15 protein-coding genes are annotated in these 17,688 nt (G+C 43.0%); 9 read left to right on the plus strand and 6 right to left on the minus strand.

The window, feature by feature from the left end:
• The first annotated feature begins 210 nt into the window (after positions 1-210).
• The 4 genes from RH96_RS02200 (at position 211) to RH96_RS02215 (ending at position 4,602) form a co-directional block, all read left to right on the plus strand.
• Positions 211-771 carry a DUF421 domain-containing protein gene (locus RH96_RS02200; RefSeq protein WP_010196800.1) on the plus strand — a complete coding sequence of 187 codons (561 nt, stop codon included), beginning with the start codon at positions 211-213 and terminating at the stop codon, positions 769-771.
• A 451-nt stretch (positions 772-1,222) separates the two neighbouring features.
• Complete coding sequence (locus RH96_RS02205) at positions 1,223-1,972, plus strand: electron transfer flavoprotein subunit beta/FixA family protein (RefSeq protein WP_010196801.1); 750 nt, start codon at positions 1,223-1,225, stop codon at positions 1,970-1,972.
• A 132-nt stretch (positions 1,973-2,104) separates the two neighbouring features.
• The gene (locus RH96_RS02210) at positions 2,105-3,037 is read left to right on the plus strand and encodes an electron transfer flavoprotein subunit alpha/FixB family protein (RefSeq protein WP_010196802.1); all 933 of its coding nucleotides are present in this window, start codon (positions 2,105-2,107) and stop codon (positions 3,035-3,037) included.
• Between the two features lie 374 nt (positions 3,038-3,411).
• Positions 3,412-4,602, plus strand: coding sequence for a cupin-like domain-containing protein (locus tag RH96_RS02215; RefSeq protein WP_157999875.1), 1,191 nt, complete (start codon positions 3,412-3,414; stop codon positions 4,600-4,602).
• A 114-nt stretch (positions 4,603-4,716) separates the two neighbouring features.
• On the opposite strand, the gene RH96_RS02220 is transcribed toward RH96_RS02215, so the two are convergent.
• Together RH96_RS02220 and RH96_RS02225 are read right to left on the minus strand one after the other, a co-directional pair.
• Positions 4,717-5,511, minus strand: a complete 795-nt coding sequence (locus tag RH96_RS02220) for a TrmH family RNA methyltransferase (protein ID WP_010196807.1) — start codon at positions 5,509-5,511, stop codon at positions 4,717-4,719.
• A 102-nt stretch (positions 5,512-5,613) separates the two neighbouring features.
• On the minus strand, positions 5,614-6,597 hold the full coding sequence (locus RH96_RS02225; RefSeq protein ID WP_010196809.1) for a class 1 fructose-bisphosphatase: 984 nt from the start codon (positions 6,595-6,597) through the stop codon (positions 5,614-5,616).
• 389 nt (positions 6,598-6,986) lie between these two features.
• Between RH96_RS02225 and RH96_RS02230 the strand changes: the two genes are divergently transcribed.
• The 3 genes from RH96_RS02230 to RH96_RS02240 are packed head-to-tail and all read left to right on the plus strand — an operon-like array spanning position 6,987 to position 9,867.
• Positions 6,987-8,060 carry an aspartate carbamoyltransferase catalytic subunit gene (locus RH96_RS02230; RefSeq protein ID WP_010196811.1) on the plus strand — a complete coding sequence of 358 codons (1,074 nt, stop codon included), beginning with the start codon at positions 6,987-6,989 and terminating at the stop codon, positions 8,058-8,060.
• A 54-nt stretch (positions 8,061-8,114) separates the two neighbouring features.
• The gene (locus tag RH96_RS02235) at positions 8,115-9,326 is read left to right on the plus strand and encodes an amidohydrolase family protein (RefSeq protein ID WP_010196814.1); all 1,212 of its coding nucleotides are present in this window, start codon (positions 8,115-8,117) and stop codon (positions 9,324-9,326) included.
• Entirely contained in the window at positions 9,319-9,867 is a 549-nt protein-coding gene (locus RH96_RS02240) for a DUF2127 domain-containing protein (protein WP_037032979.1), read from the plus strand. Before RH96_RS02235 ends, RH96_RS02240 begins: the two co-directional genes overlap by 8 nt.
• A 448-nt stretch (positions 9,868-10,315) precedes the next feature.
• Here RH96_RS02240 and RH96_RS02250 read toward each other — a convergent pair whose 3' ends face one another.
• From RH96_RS02250 to RH96_RS02260, 3 genes are all read right to left on the minus strand, one after another.
• On the minus strand, positions 10,316-11,584 hold the full coding sequence (locus RH96_RS02250; RefSeq protein WP_010196821.1) for a cation:proton antiporter: 1,269 nt from the start codon (positions 11,582-11,584) through the stop codon (positions 10,316-10,318).
• Between the two features lie 116 nt (positions 11,585-11,700).
• Positions 11,701-13,317 (minus strand): DUF2254 domain-containing protein, encoded by a 1,617-nt coding sequence (locus RH96_RS02255; RefSeq protein ID WP_010196824.1) that lies wholly within the window; start codon positions 13,315-13,317, stop codon positions 11,701-11,703.
• A 162-nt stretch (positions 13,318-13,479) separates the two neighbouring features.
• Positions 13,480-15,033 (minus strand): YihY/virulence factor BrkB family protein, encoded by a 1,554-nt coding sequence (locus tag RH96_RS02260; protein WP_010196827.1) that lies wholly within the window; start codon positions 15,031-15,033, stop codon positions 13,480-13,482.
• Positions 15,034-15,354: 321 nt separating this feature from the next.
• Here RH96_RS02260 and wrbA point away from each other — a divergent pair, with 321 nt between their 5' ends.
• Both wrbA and RH96_RS02270 read left to right on the plus strand, forming a co-directional pair.
• Positions 15,355-15,972, plus strand: a complete 618-nt coding sequence (wrbA, locus tag RH96_RS02265) for an NAD(P)H:quinone oxidoreductase (RefSeq protein WP_010196829.1) — start codon at positions 15,355-15,357, stop codon at positions 15,970-15,972.
• A gap of 88 nt (positions 15,973-16,060) precedes the next feature.
• Positions 16,061-16,531 (plus strand): hypothetical protein, encoded by a 471-nt coding sequence (locus RH96_RS02270; RefSeq protein ID WP_010196830.1) that lies wholly within the window; start codon positions 16,061-16,063, stop codon positions 16,529-16,531.
• Between the two features lie 89 nt (positions 16,532-16,620).
• Here RH96_RS02270 and RH96_RS02275 read toward each other — a convergent pair whose 3' ends face one another.
• On the minus strand, positions 16,621-17,391 hold the full coding sequence (locus RH96_RS02275; protein ID WP_010196832.1) for a DUF3108 domain-containing protein: 771 nt from the start codon (positions 17,389-17,391) through the stop codon (positions 16,621-16,623).
• Positions 17,392-17,688 lie beyond the last annotated feature (297 nt).

Raw genomic sequence — 17,688 nt, forward strand, 5'->3', positions numbered from 1 at the left:
TAATAAGATGTATAGATTTCTTTGTTTGTTAAAACAATAAAAATACTGTTTAGACTTTAAAGAAAAGCAACCTCTCATCAGGTTGCTTTTTTTGTGCCATTTATTTCACATTGAAAATAACTGTCGTTAAATACTAGCGGTTTGAACGGTCGATGATTCCAGATAATGTAACGTATTTACGTAATAAAAATGTAGGAAAGAGGGTGTTTTATGAAGTGGCATACATGGTTTTCAATTGAATGGCAGCAAGTATTGGGTATTTCATTATCAGCGCTTGGGTTTTATTTAGGACTCATGTTATTTACGCGATTGATGGGGCTACGAAGTTTTTCTAAGCTCTCGAGCCATGATTTTGCCATGACAGTTGGTATTGGTAGCATACTGGCATCAACAGTGTTGTCCGATAGCCCGTCTTTGTTACAAGGCTTATTCGCCGTTGCTGTGCTATTTATGATTCAAGGGGTTATCTCAGTTATCAGACGTAAAGTCAAACCCTTGAAATCCTTGATTGATAATCAGGCCATCATACTGATGGCGCATGGTGAATATTTTTTGGATAACCTAAAAGAAGCGAATTTGAGTACCAGTGATGTGCAAGAAGTACTACGCAAAAATGGGCTCAAATCCAAGAGCGAAGTCTTTGCAGTTATTATGGAAACCACAGGGGACATGAGTGTCATTAAAAATGATAACACCACTCCCGATTGGTCGTTGTTTGATGATATTCGTGATAGTGATTTATTGATTAAGCCTGATAAAAGCACTTTATAAAGTGTTTTAAGTGCATAAAAAGAATTGAGGTGATAAATAATAACAAAACGTTAAGTAAGTAAGGCGATGATAATGCTATAAAGGGCAAAAGGTTAAGCCCCTTATTAGAATGAAACCGTAAATAATAGGTATATAAACTATTTTTTTAATAATAGTGACAAATTTATGACGCATTATTCACGGCACTGCCTTGACCTTAAGGCGCTGCTCGCGCAAGATAGATAGGTCTGATAATAACGGTTGGCTTAGCTTTAACAGATTTGATGAGTAGGGAATAGTAGACCGATACCCTTTGGTATTGTTTTGGCATTTCTGACTATTAATTTGCTGTTGAGGCAGTAACGACCTTAAGTAGCATTTTGAACGACGATTTGAACGACAGTTTAAAAGATGAACCTTTGGTTCTTAACTGACAATTTTTTAATTCATAACATTAATAAACGAGGAACGTATGAAAGCATTAGTAGCGGTCAAGCGTGTCATTGATTATAACGTAAAAGTTCGTGTAAAAGCTGATAACTCTGGCGTAGATCTATCTAACACTAAGATGTCAATCAACCCTTTTGATGAAATTGCAGTAGAAGAAGCCGTTCGTCTAAAAGAAGCGGGTGTGATTGACGAAATCATTGTTGCGTCTATTGGTCCAAAAGAGTCACAAGAGCAAATCCGTGCAGCGCTAGCATTGGGTGCTGATCGTGGTGTTTTAGTATTGACTGATGCCAAGCCTTATCCACTGCAAATCGCTAAGATCCTGAAAAGCATTGCTGAGTCTGAATCTACAGATATTATCCTATTGGGTAAGCAAGCGATTGATGATGACAACAACCAAACTGGTCAGATGCTAGCCGCATTGATGGGCATTGGTCAGGGTACGTTTGCCTCAGAAGTGAAAGTTGAAGGCGATAAAGTCAATGTCACACGTGAAATCGATGGTGGTTTACAAACGCTTGCGCTTGACTTGCCAGCGGTGATTACAACTGATTTGCGCTTGAATGAGCCACGTTATGCCAAACTGCCTAACATCATGAAAGCGAAGAAAAAGCCACTTGATGAAAAAACGCCAGCTGATTTTGGTGTTGATATGGCTTCTAAGCAAGAGATTATTAAAGTTGTGCCACCTGCTGAACGTAAAGCTGGTATTACAGTGAAGTCAGTTGATGAATTGGTCGATAAGCTAAGAAACGAAGCAAAAGTAATCTAGTACTTTGTTATAGCGTATTCTGTGTAAAATTATCATGACGCTGCTCGTGTATTTTAAAGCTAAGCGTACGAATAATTTTATGAACAGATGATCACATGAATAGATGATACGAACAAATAAAGGATAAAAACAATGGCAATTTTGGTATATGCAGAACATGACAATGCCAGTCTAAAAAAGGCAACTTTAAACACTATCGCTGCTGCTAAACAAATGGGTAGTGATGTCCATGTATTGGTCGCTGGTAGCGGCGCGCAAGCAGTGGCTGATGAAGCAGCGAAAGCTGAAGGCGTGGCTAAAGTATTATTGGCTGATAATGCAGCTTATGAGCATCAATTGGCTGGTAACATAGCGCTATTGGTTGCTGATATTGCTGGCGATTACAGCCATATCATTGCACCTGCTACAACGACTGGCAAAAACTTTATGCCACGTGTTGCGGCATTACTTGATGTGAGCATGTTGTCAGAAATCTCTGCTGTCGTAGATGCGCAAACTTTTGAGCGTCCTATCTATGCAGGCAACGCAACAGCGACTGTTAAAACATCAGAAGATAAAGTGGTATTAACTGTACGTACGACCGCATTTGATCCAGTCGCGAGCGAAGGTGGTTCAGCCACAGTTGAAGCAATCGATAACGTGCAAGAAACAGGTAAATCAAGCTTTGTTAACGAAGAGATGGCGAAATCTGACCGTCCTGAATTGACCTCAGCTGGTATCGTTGTTTCTGGTGGTCGTGCATTGGCCAATGGTGAGAACTTCACTAAGTACATCGAACCATTAGCCGACAAATTAGGCGCAGCGGTTGGCGCATCACGTGCTGCTGTTGATGCAGGCTATGTACCAAACGATATGCAGGTCGGTCAAACGGGTAAAATCGTTGCACCGGATTTATATATCGCTGCTGGTATCTCAGGTGCGATTCAGCATCTAGCTGGTATGAAAGATTCTAAAGTCATCGTTGCTATCAACAATGACCCAGAAGCGCCTATCGCTAGCGTTGCTGATTACTTCTTAGAAGCTGATTTGTTTGAAGCATTGCCTGAGCTAACCAGCAAGGTGTAAGCTTGAACGATTAAGCGTCTGATATCGCTTAATCTATGATAAATCGTAAAGCCTCCGGTTCAATGAATCGGGGGCTTTTTTATGGGATATTTTAGATACTGATATTTTCTATGCCACTTTTTATATCGCTGTAATTTAGCTTATTTTTATTATTATTCTCAAAGTGATAATACGCCTTAGAATTTATCTAGATTTTATAAGACCTATCAAAATGAGGGCACACGCTAGTCAAATCGATAAATGTCAGCTACTATACTGATACTATCATTTGATTTGTATGTTTTTAGATTGATCTGACTATAGATGACTAAATGATAGACCAATTAATTAGTACGTTAAGGGATTAGGAGATACTAATGGAGGCAGGATTAAACATGTCAGAACGCTTACCTCAAGAATGGAATGATTGGGTAGCAACGAATATGATGCGCGGTGTTCGAACAGAGACAATCGTTCAAACACTAAAGGATAATCGCTTTTCAGACGCTCAAATCAAAGTCGCACTGAGTGATGATTTTAAGGTAGCAGCAAACGACAGTAAACAACCGATTCGTAGGCTGCCAAATAACTGGAAAGAATGGGTCGCTACCAATTTGCTTGAAGGCACGAGTAGAAACAGTATTGCGAACGTATTGACGCAGCAAGGGTTTAGTCATGCGGAGATATTACTAGAAATAGAGACGGCTTCTAAAAGCCCTTACCTACAAGCAGGCGTTAAAGCCGCTAAGCTCCTAAAAAAACGAGAATGGCTGCTTAGCACCTGCGATGACTTGGCTAAGTTAGATCCTGGTTATAACAAGCAAATTGATGTGATCGATACGCCACCGTTTGAGGTGTTTATCAAAGATTACTATAGTAAACATAAGCCTGTGGTACTGAAAAAAGGCATTGATCATTGGCCAGCACTAAAAAAATGGAGCCCACAGTATTTTGCAGATACGTTGGGGGATGCAGAAATTCAGGTGCAGTTCAACCGCGAGAATGATGCGCTTTTTGAACGTCATTCTGATAAGTATCGTAAATCAATGCTGATGTCTGAATTTGTTAATATGATAGAAAATGACGGTGAAAGTAACAACTATTATATGACTGCTAATAACACGCAACAAAACGTTGAAACCATTAAACCGGCACTCGATGACATCGGTGATTTTGGTAAAGGTTATCGACAGCTTTTAGACAATGATGCGGCCTTTAGTACGTATTTTTGGATGGGACCCAAAGGAACCTTTACACCGCTACACCACGATTTGACCAATAATATGCTGGTTCAAGTATATGGTGCTAAGAAAGTAACATTGATTCCAGCATGGCAAGTACCTTGGTTATACAATGATTTGCACGTATATAGTGAAGTGAATTTTCCTACTTTCGATCTGAAGAAACATCCTTTGATGCGGCATGTGACTCCAGTTGAAATCACTATTGAAGCTGGCGATGCATTATTCATTCCTATCGGGTGGTGGCACTGTGTGAATGGACTGGAAAAATCTATTAGTATTAGTTTTACTAACTTTAATGCACCGAACAACTATTCCGCGAGCTTTATGGAAGCACAAAACTGATGTGTATGTAGAGTTGAGTGAATCAGATCTAAATAAAAAATGACTGAATAAATATGTTTATTCAGTCATTTTTTTATCAATCTTTTATCTGTACTACATAAATGACACTGCGCTTTAGGAATAGCTTCTTTGACGTAGCGTTTCATATAAGCATAATGAGCCTGCAATGGCGACATTGAGGCTTTCTTGACCATTGGGCTGTGGTAGAGCGATAGGGGTGGCACACTGCATCAGTTCATCGCAAACGCCCTGACCTTCATGTCCCATAATCCAAGCGATTGGTTCTTTTAAGTCATGTTGATAAATAATTGTATCGGTATGTGAACTGGTCGCTAAAAGTGGTACTTGGACATAATCTAAGATGTCTTGCACACTTAGACCTTCATAGATAGTTAGGGCAAACTGAGCACCCATACCTGCTCTTAGAGTCTTAGGAGACCATGCTTGCGCTGTGGCATCGGTACAGAGTATGTTCTTGATGCCAACTGCTGCTGCGGTGCGTAGTAATGTACCAACATTACCACTGTCTTGGACATCATTCAGAATCAGGCAGTCATCATTAATTATCGCTAAGCTGGGCGTCGGTATGTTGATAAGCGCCATAATATCGATACCTGTACCCAAGCTACGAATACTCTCATATAGCGAGTCTGATAGCGTTAGAATAGGCGTATAAGTCGGCAGACGAGTTAAAACCTGCTGCACCTCAGAATGCTGATGTGCGGATTCTGCTAGCAATATTTGGGTAAACGGGTAGTCGCTACGCAGAGCTGCATCGATGAGATGAATCCCTTCGATGACAGTTTGACCTTGTTTTTTACGCTGTCGAGCTTGCGCCAATAGTGCCTTGACCAGTTTGACCGTCGTATTTTTATCTGAGGTAATCAGCTCGGTGGGATTTGCTACCATAATGGATCGCTTAGAAAAAAAGATAGAGAATTTGGACACTCATTATAAATCCACATCAATAATGGACATTATAATGAGTGTTACCGGACTGGTTCAGCTGACTTATTTATCAGTGTGCTTTACATGTAAGTCTTTAATATAATTGACTTCATTCTTGCTACCGAGTACCACTGGGACGCGCTGATGAATATCCGTCGGTTCGATATCTAGGATACGATGGACAGCATCAGTAGCACCGCCACCAGCACGCTCGATTAATAAGCTCATTGGGTTGGCTTCATACATCAAGCGCAATTTCCCTGCTTTGTGAGCGTATTTGGTATCAAACGGATAAGTGAAGAGACCACCGCGGCATAAGATACGGTGCACATCACCAACCATGGCGGCAACCCAGCGGGTGTTAAAATCGCGACCACGCACACCAGCTTCGCCAGCAATCAATTCATCGATATACTGTTGCATGGGTGCGCGCCAGTAGCGATAATTTGAGCTGTTGATCGCATACTCGCTTGTATCAGCATCGATTTGGACATGGTCTTCAATGAGTACATAGTCATTGGTGTCTGGATCTAAGCTAAACATGACAACGTTATCTGCTATGGTCAATGCTAGGACGGTAGAGGTGCCGTATAACAAATAGCCAGCTGCTAGCTGCTTATTACCCGCTTGCAAATAATCGCTATTTTCACTTGTCTGACCTTGACGCTCATACGGTAAAATAGAGAAAATAGTGCCCACTGCCATATTGATGTCGATATTTGATGAGCCATCAAGGGGGTCGAACAATACCAAAAGACTGCCATCAGCATTGGCGGCGGTAGCATCATCAAGCTCTTCTGAGGCAACACCTGCGCAATGGGTATTTTTTTCCAACGCATCAAGCAATAAATCATTTGCCAGTACGTCTAGTTTTTTTTGCTCTTCGCCTTGGACGTTTTGATTGCCGGCTTCACCCAAGATATCTGCCAATGCCCCTTTTCTAAGCAACTGCGAAATAGTTTTGCCAACGTCTGTGACCGTCATAATAACGTCATTCAGTGCAGGGCTGGTCGCATTGGTGTTTAAATAGTGTGCTAAGGTCGTCATGAGGCTTCCTAATAAATGGCCTAGAAATTTGAAAAAAGATAAGCGCTAAAGCAGTTTGCAGGTAGCATTAACCACTCTTGGAGCAGGTAAATATTTAAATAGGTGGTACGGCGTCTTTGTCCCACACACAAAATCAGCTACACTATCTCTGTTATTATTCATTGATAGTTTTAGAGTACTGGTTTTTTATTGTGGTGGGTATATGTCTATGACTATTATCTAATAGCGCTGCCGAACTTGTTTTACATCGCTTATACTATTAGGGTAAATTGTAGCAAATAAGCGCCTAAATGTCCCTGTATCTGTGCGTATCCGCTATAAATGAACAAACAAAGATGAATAATCCGTTATTATTGACTCATATAAACCAACGATAAAGACTTGTCATTATGTCAAATTCTATTGATAGTAGCGCAACACACACCATCTCACCGACAGATTATGCCAAATTCGACCCCGATACTATTCATCAAAAACTAAATACCTCGTTGAGTCGTCCACAGCTTAATATAGATGGCGGCATCCGGCATTTTTTGGGCGTAGAAGGGTTAAATAAAGCCCAATTGCAGGCGATTATTGCCAAAGCTGAGACATTTTTTGATGATAATGGACAACTAATCAATCGTCCTGAGCTGGAAGGCTACACGGTGATGAATCTGTTTTTTGAACCATCAACGCGTACGCGCACGACCTTTGAAGTGGCAGAAAAACGCCTAGGTGCTAATGTGCTCAATATCGATATTGAACGCTCTAGCACCAAAAAAGGCGAAAGCCTGCGAGATACCTTGTGGAACCTACAAGCCATGACAGCGGATATTTTTGTCGTACGCCATTCTGCTTCAGGCGCTGCCCACTTTATGGCGACCGAAGTCACACCAGACATTGCTATCATCAATGGCGGTGATGGCTGGCATGCCCATCCGACCCAAGGCATGCTGGATATGCTCACCATTCACCGTGAAGCGCCGCGTCCTTTTGAAGAATTATCGGTGGCAATCGTTGGAGATATAAAGCATTCACGCGTCGCGCGCTCGGACATCAGCGCCTTGCAAACGCTAGGGGTTACAGATATTCGCGTCTGCGCACCACGTACATTATTGCCCAAAGGTATTGAGCGTTTTGGTGTACAAGTTTATGAAAATATGGATGAGTGCGTGACAGACTGCGATGTGATTATGGGCTTGAGAATTCAAAACGAGCGTATTGGCTCGCCATTACTGGCGTCATCAAATGAATACTATAAGCACTATGGCATCACTCCAGAGCGGGTCGCACTTGCTAAACCTGATGCGTTGGTGATGCACCCAGGACCTATGAATCGTGGGGTGGAGATTGCCTCTAGCGTTGCCGATGGGGCACAATCTGTGATTTTAAAGCAGGTGAATAACGGTATTGCTATTCGTATGGCGGTATTGTCGCTTGCGATGGAAGGTCAACGCGCTCATCAAGCAGCTAGTAAGTAATCGCTGCCGCGCTGTTTTATTCTCACTTATTTTATTGATACGGTAATAACGCTCATGTCTACTATGCTCAATACTGATGCACCGCTCATTGACCATCTCCCTGATACTTTTAAAGCATCACTTTCAGATACTGCGAGAACTAAGCTGGCTAGCCTTGAGGCTGGACGCGAGATGTGGTTGCTGCCACCGTTGGTTGATTTATGTGCCCGTCTACGTGAACCAGGCCAACAACAACACGGTACGCTAAAGTCAGAAGGTTGCGCTGCTCGAGCCAATGGTTTTTTGCATGTAGTGACGCCACCCGATACCAATCCTATCTTAGAAAACGGCTCGCTGTTAAAAGGTTTGCGTGAGCGCGCGCTTGAAGATGGCGGTATTTATTTGCATATCCTGGGTGCACTAACGGCAGGTTTGGAAGGTGAGCGTCCGTCTAATATCGCAGGACTCAAAAAAGGGGGCTGTATTGCGGTCTCTAATGCACGTAGACCTTTTGCCAATGATTTGGTATTGCTGCGTACTTTAGAATATGCCGCAACCTTTGGGATGAAAGTGTTCTTTTATCCTGACGAGTCCAGTCTGTCAGGAGATGGGGTGGCACATGAGGGCTATATTGCCTCATATCATGGACTAAAAGGTATTCCATGGATTGCAGAGACTGTGGCCTTGTCTACTCAGCTATTGATGGTCGAAGAGACTGGAATTGCTGCTCATTTTAGCCAATTGTCATGTAAGTCTTCCATCGAGCTAATGCGCTGGGCGAAGGATAAAGGGTTGCCGGTTACTTGTGATGTGGCCATGCATCAGTTGTATTTAACCGATGACAATTTAGAGGGTTTTAACGCCCAAGCTTACGTGTTGCCGCCACTGCGCAGTAATACAGATCAGCAAGCCATCCGTCGTGGATTAAAAGATGGCACCATTGATGCGATTTGTAGTCATCATGAGCCATTGAACAGTACTGCCAAAAAAGCGCCCTTTGCCGATTGTACGCCCGGTATTTCAAACTTTGATACCTTTATGGCGCTGGCATGTCAACTGGTCAATGATGACGTACTAACGCTAGAGCAGTTGGTCGATAAAATCTGTCTAAATCCTGCAAAAATCGCTGGCATTAGCACGCAATATGAACACATTGGCGGTGCCGTATTGGTCGATCCGAATATCGAGTGGCAAGTCACTGCGCAATCGATGCTGTCAAATGGTAAAAACACGCCGTTCTTTAATCAGAAATTGCAAGGGCGCGTCGTGGAGACGTTCTTTGGCTAATTTTCCCCAACGGGACGAGGATTTACAGACATCTTCGAGGGCTAATCGCCATGACCGGTCAAGTCATGACGATAGGTTGCGCGGTGAATCTAGTGAGTCGATTAAAGCGGTGGCTGTCTATGAAGTGGCTAAAGGAGTCAGCGCGCTACTCGGGGCAGTCGCGTTATGGTTATGGCATACTGACCTTGAGCGTTGGCTCGCCACTGCCACAGAAACTTGGCAGCAAAACTTTGGTCATTTCCTTGCACCGCAAATCGACAGCACCGTGCGGATTGCCCAGCAGGCAAGTAAAAATTGGCCTTTGTTTCTATTATTTATATTTGTCTATGCAGCAATACGTTTCATTGAAGCTTATGGCTTGTGGCAAGATAAGACATGGGCCTATTGGTTCAGCGTCATCGGCTACGGAATATTTATTCCTATAGAACTGTATTATTTGATCGCCCGTCCCTTTGACTGGTTTAAGCTGGCTATTTTTATTTTAAACATTGTCATCGTTATTGTGGTGTATCGTAATATGAAGCAAAAAGGTCTAATATAAAGTTTTATAGTCAGAGCACTTTTAAACCGCTACGGTGTTACCTGCCCTAGATGGACTCAGTGTACTATAGTCAATCCACTATAAAAGCGTTACAGCGTTAACCTCGCTTGAGGTATTAAATATACATCTACACTCGGTTGCCTTGTACCACTTTTAAATTGAACCGACTATATATGTGGTCGGTCGCCTTGTAGCGATTCTAACATTCCTTGACTATAGATACTGATGAAAAAACCCAGCATAAAGTTAAGGGCTTTATACTGGGTTTTTATTATCTGCAAGCTTTTATAATTGATATTTTTATTGTTTACATAGTCAGTGAAAAGTAATATCAATAAATCACGCACTGCTGACATCAATTTTTCTTGATTGCTGTGCCTGTGCAGACAGAGGCTACAAAAAATTAATATCAGCAGTATCGTAGCGTTTTAGAGTTCTTTGACTATAGCTAAACGGTTTTCTCATCCGTACGAATGCTTTTGGCGACTTTGCCGACGCTCAACCCTTGCACCAAGATGGAGAAAATGACGACGGCATAAGTGAGTGCCAATAAGATATCGCGCTCTGTGCCTATAGGCAGTTGTAGTACTAGGGCGACTGAGATACCACCGCGCAATCCGCCCCATGTCAGCACTTTCCATGCACCAGCTGGTAAGTTAAGTTGACGACTAAAGGTCTTAGTGGTCATGCCAACTACGATCAGCCTTGCTAGTAGAGCGATGATAATGGTCAGACCACCTGCGATAAATAAGTTACCCGAATAGGCAATTATCACAACTTCAAGACCAATCAAAACAAACAAAATAGCGTTGAGAATTTCGTCTATTAACTCCCAAAACAAATCAATATAGTGGCGAGTCTTATCACTCATCGCCAGCTCGCGACCGCGGTTGCCGACCATTAATCCCATCATTACCATAGCCAGTGGCCCTGATAAATGCCAATGACTGGCCAGCGCGTAGCCACCTATGACGCCTGCTAAGGTTAATAGCACCTCTTCTTGGTAACTATCAATGCTCTTTAGTAAATAATACAAAATCGCACCGAGCACTAAGCCAAAGACAACACCGCCACCAGCCTCGACAGCCAAGGTATGTGCCACGTAATTGGCGGTCGGAATATCACCGCTAGACAAAATCCCAAGCAGCAAGACAAAAATAACGACGCCGATGCCATCATTGAATAAGGACTCGCCAGCGATGACCGTTTCGATACTTTTTGGCGCACCAGCCGATGCCAAAATACCCATGACCGCAATCGGATCAGTCGGTGATATTAAAGCACCAAACAATAAGCACCACAAAAAAGGTAGGCCAAAGTCAAATAGGGGCAGCATAAAATACAGGGCAGTGGCAATGAGTAACGATGACACTATGGTGCCGATACCTGCAAGAATACCAATGGGTAGTTTATAACGTTTTAAATCACTAATGTTGACGTGCAACGCTGCTGCAAACAACAGCATAGAAAGCATGCCATCGAGCAGTACTTCAGTAAAATCAAGCTGCTCTAATAAGCTGACTTCATAATCAATGAGCTGGTCAAAGCCTAAAAAGCCCAAAAAAATCGCGCCGATAGATAAGAGAATGGAGATGACCATGACACCAATGGTGGTGGGCAAACCAATAAAGCGATGATTAACATAGGTCAATAAGGCGGTAATAGATAAAAAAATCGCGCTGATTTCAAGGATGGTCAGACTGGTGGTAGATGCCATGAAAGAAGTCTCAGGGTGAATGTAAAGATATCTCTAAGCCAAAAGCTTATGAGTGTTGCGTAAATAGAGTGTTCGTTCTTATCTGCTGGCATTCGATGTGCCAATAACTCAGATCATTAGCTTGATTCTGTCTGTAGCGCTTTATCAATTTGGGCAGCAAACTCACCAACATATGCAAAATATTGATGGTCAGCATCGTCGTCAAGGATAAATTGCTTTGCCTGTTGGCACATGGCTTTTAGATCATCGATTAATTCGATATAGCTCAGATTTTCCTCGCCTGCGCGCGCAACCAATTTCAGTTCGTGCAGCAGGGTTTGCTGTTGTGCTGTATTTACTCGAGCGTAGTTCAAATCGACCATTGCCTGACAGAGGGCTTTTAGTACCATCAAGTCGGCAGTCGCGTAACGGCGTATTTCACCAAGTGAGGTATCAATAAAGTCTGATATTCTTGGCGTATGAGTGACGACAGCTAGCATTGTAAATCGTTGCTCACTGCCAGTATCAGCGTCGTCGTTTTGCGTTGGTGGCGTATAAAAGTGATAAGGACTTGGTGGTTGACGACGCATGATAATACTCAAGCAAGTGGTCAGTGACTGTACACAATTAACCGCCGTTTTGGGATCATTGATACCAGGAGACAGGGCACGCACGGCTATCTCGGTCATTTGTCCTAGACTATAAGCGATATCATTAGAGTGTGTTACGCGCTGCTCAATACGTATGCAGGTAGCAAAGCGCTGCCAAAACATGCCATCGGGTGTACGCGGGATAACAGCCAAGTGTGCTGTCTTCGTCCTTTTTAGGTTGTTTGGATGATCAGCTGGGCGTTGATAAAAATAGCCAATGACGTTTTTGTCAGTGACAAAATCGCCCAAATTGGCATGGAGTTGCACCACGCCACCGTAGTCTTGTGTCAATGTGATCAACGATTCTAGATAAATTTGTTGTAAGTAACCACAGCTTGGCGAATAGATAGTCGTCTTCGGCCAAGCGTAAAACTGCTCAACGTCATTGTCTTCAACATCACGCTGATGTGTGATATCACACTGGTCACTATACCAATGATAAATACTTTTAATCGCATCGTTGCTGGCATTTTGAATGACATGTGATGCTTGAATGGCATGTACCATATGTTGGACAAAATATACCAATAACAAGGCACAGATAATCGCCATGATAATGGCAAAGGTTACTGCTAATTGCGGCACACCAAACGCAACGTCATACTTATGAATCGACTTTAAGACCAATAAACTATAACTAAAGGTACCGATAAACGCACCTAGGACAAATTGGTTTGGCGTATCTGTCAAAAAATTACGTAACAATCGCGGCCCAAATTGTGAGGAGGCCATCGACAATACGGCAATAGTTATCGAAAACGTGGTGCCTGCGACGCCAAGTACCGCCCCTGCAATCGCGGTCATAATTGCGCGTGCCGCATCATCATCGCCCGTAAAGGCAAAACTTAGCTCCCTGACGGTTTCACGGTCAAAGTGCTCATCAATCGTGACTAAGATAGGCGCGAGTATTATACCCACGAGTACACAAGCAGTCGGGATAAACCAATAAGAGCCAATCAACTGCTCCCAAAGGTTTCTAAAGCGATCAGGCAAGTCGGTTAGCGTCTTTAGCGACCATAACTGTGCGAGATTTTTTAGTCCGTTTTGTCCTGTATTGACAGCACGGGTAAAGAGGCTGTTTTTAGCATGGTCATTGGCTGCCATAGGTATTGAGGTATCCAAAGTAATAGTTATTTGACAGTTATATGGCTTGGTTGGTTAAAATTCATCATCAGTTCAATATAAGAAATTACGGCAAGCATGACATCCAGCCGGGGTGGGTTTCCCTCGCTAACCGTACTATTACCGCTCAATTACTGATGTTACTCATATTGCTTTTGGATTGTCTGCTTCAGTAATGATAGTGTTTTTACCTTCGCGTCTACCAGCATCGGTTTTTACTGGTTGTTCGCCAGTGTCTTTAGGAATAACAATTTCATGGTCATGATTGTCGCAGTCTACATCGCTGTCTTTATCATACGCCACAGGGTCAAAATGCGGGACATCATTATGAACATCTGAAGTATCTTTGGCTAATTGCTGAGTTGGGGTAGTCATCGTTTTTCTAAACAGTTTGTCCCTCTTATGCGGATGAGAGCTTGCTTCGTCATTTGCTGATTTTTTGCGAGGCTCACTGTTTGTGAAGATAGTGCCCAATGGTAAGTTTAGCTGTGCTTTGGCAAATGCCTCAGTATTCTCAAATCGAGCGACCAACAGGCTTAACCAAGGTTTCTGATCTTCTTGATTCATCTCGTCCAGCTCATCCTTGATAGGTAGCGGATAAGGCAATGTACGATAAAAGTCCCATAACGTCATGTTGCGCAAGTCCTTTTTGAGCACATAGTCATCGTCTTCGGTCATAGTAATGAGATTGCTATCTTGCAGATAGTTAATATAGGTATACCACTTTGGTAGCTCTTTACGACCCAGCACATTACGCAGTGCTTGTTCACTAACCGCTTCACCTTCTAAGTGATGGGTATACACGAGATTTAGCATGTCTAACAAGCTAAGCAGTGGATGGCGTGGGTAGACTTCCTCAGTTTCAAAAATCGTCAAGGTATAACTAATCTCAACCCCTAACAAAATTAAATTCCAAGACAAATATATCCATAATAAAAAGATAGGTAGCGCGGCAAAAGCACCGTAAATCGCCTCGTAACTGGTAAAGTTTGCCATCACAGTACCAAAAAGATGCTTCATCAGCTCAAAGACGATGGCAACAAAGATACCGGCAATCGCTGCGTTTTTTGCTGGTACTCGCGCTTTTGGGATAAACCAATACATCCCAATAAAACCAGCGATGGTGATGCCAATTGAGATGGCCTGTACCCAAAAAGACCAATCAATACCATAACCCGCAATTTGGCGGTTTAAAAAACTCAGGCTTTGCACGGTACTTGAGGCGATAAATGCCGTACCCAGCACAAGCGGCCCCATGGTGACGATGGTCCAATAGCGCAGCATGCTTTTGATGCCACCTGAACGATTTTCTACGCGCCAGATTTGGTTAAAAGCGCGCTCAATGGTCGTCAAAGTCATGATGGTCGTAAAAAACAGCACCATCGCCCCAATGATGGTCAGATTTGATGATTTTTCCGCAAAGCTATTGATATACTCGCTGACCTGCATGCTTGATTGTGGCAGCAAGTTGCTATAGATAACCTCATAAATCTGTGCTCTGACCAAAGCCAATGCTGGTACTGAGGATAAAATCATCAGTAGTACTGTTAGTATCGGTACAATGGATAGCATGGTTGTATAGGTAAGTGACGCCGCTTTTTGCTGGCAATTGTCTTCAAAAAAGTGCCGAATCAAAAATCGTAAGAACTGAAACCAGCGTTGGTGTAAAAATGGGATTTTTTTTAATAAGTTTTCCATGTCGACCATTTAGCAGCGATAAGAGTGACAATAGTGTAACAAAAATGTACTATCCGCATCTGCCAAATAATTGTGTCAAAATGCACAGCGGCAACCGTTAACGGGTTTGGCTCGCTACAATGTCAAGCAGCGTTTGTTTGCATGTCAGTCAATGACTGGGGCATAATGTGCACATATATTTTGGTGTTTAATCCTGCACGATACACAGGCATAGAAGTGGCTGTGCAAAAATTGACAGCCTAGTGGCAGCGTAAAACGCTGGTACACTGCGAATACTGCTAAAGACAATAACGTCGATGATTTTATGAGGAAGTTTTGCTAATGAGTCAGACCACCCTTTATGTTTTGGTGCTTTATTACTCGAGTTATGGTACGACTAAGACATTAGCATATGCGATTGCACAAGGGATTGAGGATGCTGGCATGACCGCACGTATCCGTACTGTGCCTACCGTTGCACCCGAAACCACGGCAAGCAAGCCAGCGATACCGGACGACGGTGATTTGTATTGCACGATGGATGATCTCAAAGATTGCAGTGGTCTGGCGCTTGGTAGTCCGACGCACTTTGGCAATATGGCCGCGCCCATGAAATACTTTTGGGACAATACCGTCACCCTTTGGTTGGCAGGCAATCTACAAAACAAGCCAGCTTCGGTATTTACGGCGACCGGCTCGATGCACGGTGGTCAAGAGACGACATTGCTGACCATGATGTTGCCGTTGATGCACCATGGCATGATGATCGTGGGTATACCGTATGCAGAACCCGCCCTCAATCGTACCAATCGTGGTGGTACGCCTTATGGTGTGAGTCATGTTAGCGGCGCGTTGCATGATCAACCGGTATCTGCTGATGAGCGTGAACTGGCAATTGCTCAAGGTCGCAGACTTGCCATTACGGCGACGGCTTTAGCACAGGCTAACTTTGGTCGCTAAGTCGCACTGATGCTAAGTCGCACTGATGCTAAGTCGCACTGATGCTAAGTCGCACTGATATATTGCTTATAAGGAAAAGATACTTCTAATGGCTATTAACCGCTCTGATAACAAGGCTAATGCCCCAATAGAGAATGCTGCTGCTGGCAAGCCTATTGCACCGATGCGTCAACGCTTGCTGCTCACGTGGTTGGTTTGGATGGCGTACCGGTTACTGGCCTTGCCGATTATGATTAGTGTTTTTAATCCGACTAGCCCTGATATCATTGGTGGCATTGCTTGGCAAACGCTGTGGTTGATTCCGGCTTTTATCTTGACACCAGTGATATTACGCGGCCGCTCGCCCTATATGTTATTGATTGGCAGTATGCTGACCTTGGTGTACTTAGGCGCTAGTGGGGTCGTGCTGTTTACTCGTTTTTATGGCAGCAGCGTGATTGAAATTCTGGTCTATTTGCTTGATTTTGTCTTACTATTTGCAATCAATGTTTGGTTATTTATTTTACTAAAGCGTCTGCCATCGATGAATAATGTCGTTAAGCAGCCTCGTTCTCGCTAGTCGTTCATTCTTGATTTACCAGCATAAAAAAGCGGCGCTTCATTCAGAGCGCCGCTTTTTTTCGTCTTTTTACTGGTGTGATAAAAGCCTTAATTGATTTTGGTTAATTCTAAGTCCATCTTTTTGCCATCATTAATCTGACTTACTTTTACCGGTAAATAATCTAAGCTTGGCGCTAACCAAAAACTGGTAGAGCGGCTATTGTCATCATGGATACGATCGACACGCACGGTATCAAAGGTACCGGCTGGCACGGTGATTTTGGTATTGCCAGATTTTTTAAAGGGTGTTTTCTCAATTTTATCTTTCTTCGCCATATAGTAATTACCTGAGAACTTACCGTTCAGTAAATCTTGGCGAATTTGCACCTCAAGGCTTAAATCATCAAAGGCTTGCTGCGCCATATTCATGGTTGAGGTTTTGCCTCTATAGTTACTGGTGACCTTTTTGCTACTTGGGTTAAAGTCTAATTTATGTGTACGTCCAATACCTAGGAGCTTATAGGTGGTACTGGCCTGAGTTGGGATCACATTGTTACCATTGATGGTAAACGTACTATTTTGCGCCGCACTTGCGACGCCAGCCACCCGTGCATTGACATTGTACTTCCATGTATTGCCCGATTTGTTGAGCGTACGGGTAGCCGTGCCTTTATATTTGTCTTCAACGGTAAAGCTATAATTGGCGTTCGATGGTTGAATGGTTTTTGCGCTGGCAAGGGTAGGTGCGGTCATACTTAAAGCTCCGATAGCAGCAATACTGGCGCCCGTGGTCAAGGCGGTTAAGAGTTTGGACTTGCTGCGTGTGGTGTTGTTAGAATCGGCTATTGATGACTTTTTATTTTTTGATAAAAAACTCATGGATGTTCCTTAGTTAATATGATGCTGATATAGCAGCTTTTATCGATAGTTCTTATTATGTTGATAGCTTATATTTCTAGCCCCTATAATGGTCATACTCTGTTACATTTTCAAGAGCAACAGCAGACTGGCAGGTGTAGTGCTTGTAGCAAATGTTGCTATAAAGCTTGATCCAACGATTAGAGGTAACTTGCTGTAAAGTCAGAAATAAGAGACAAATAAAACATAGGTTTTATATTAAGTACCGCGATTTAGTAGCCTTCCCCTAAGCCTTTTATCCAGCCAACATTCCTCAAT

The sequence above is a fragment of the Psychrobacter sp. PAMC 21119 genome, from assembly GCF_000247495.1.
Taxonomy (GTDB): domain Bacteria; phylum Pseudomonadota; class Gammaproteobacteria; order Pseudomonadales; family Moraxellaceae; genus Psychrobacter; species Psychrobacter glaciei.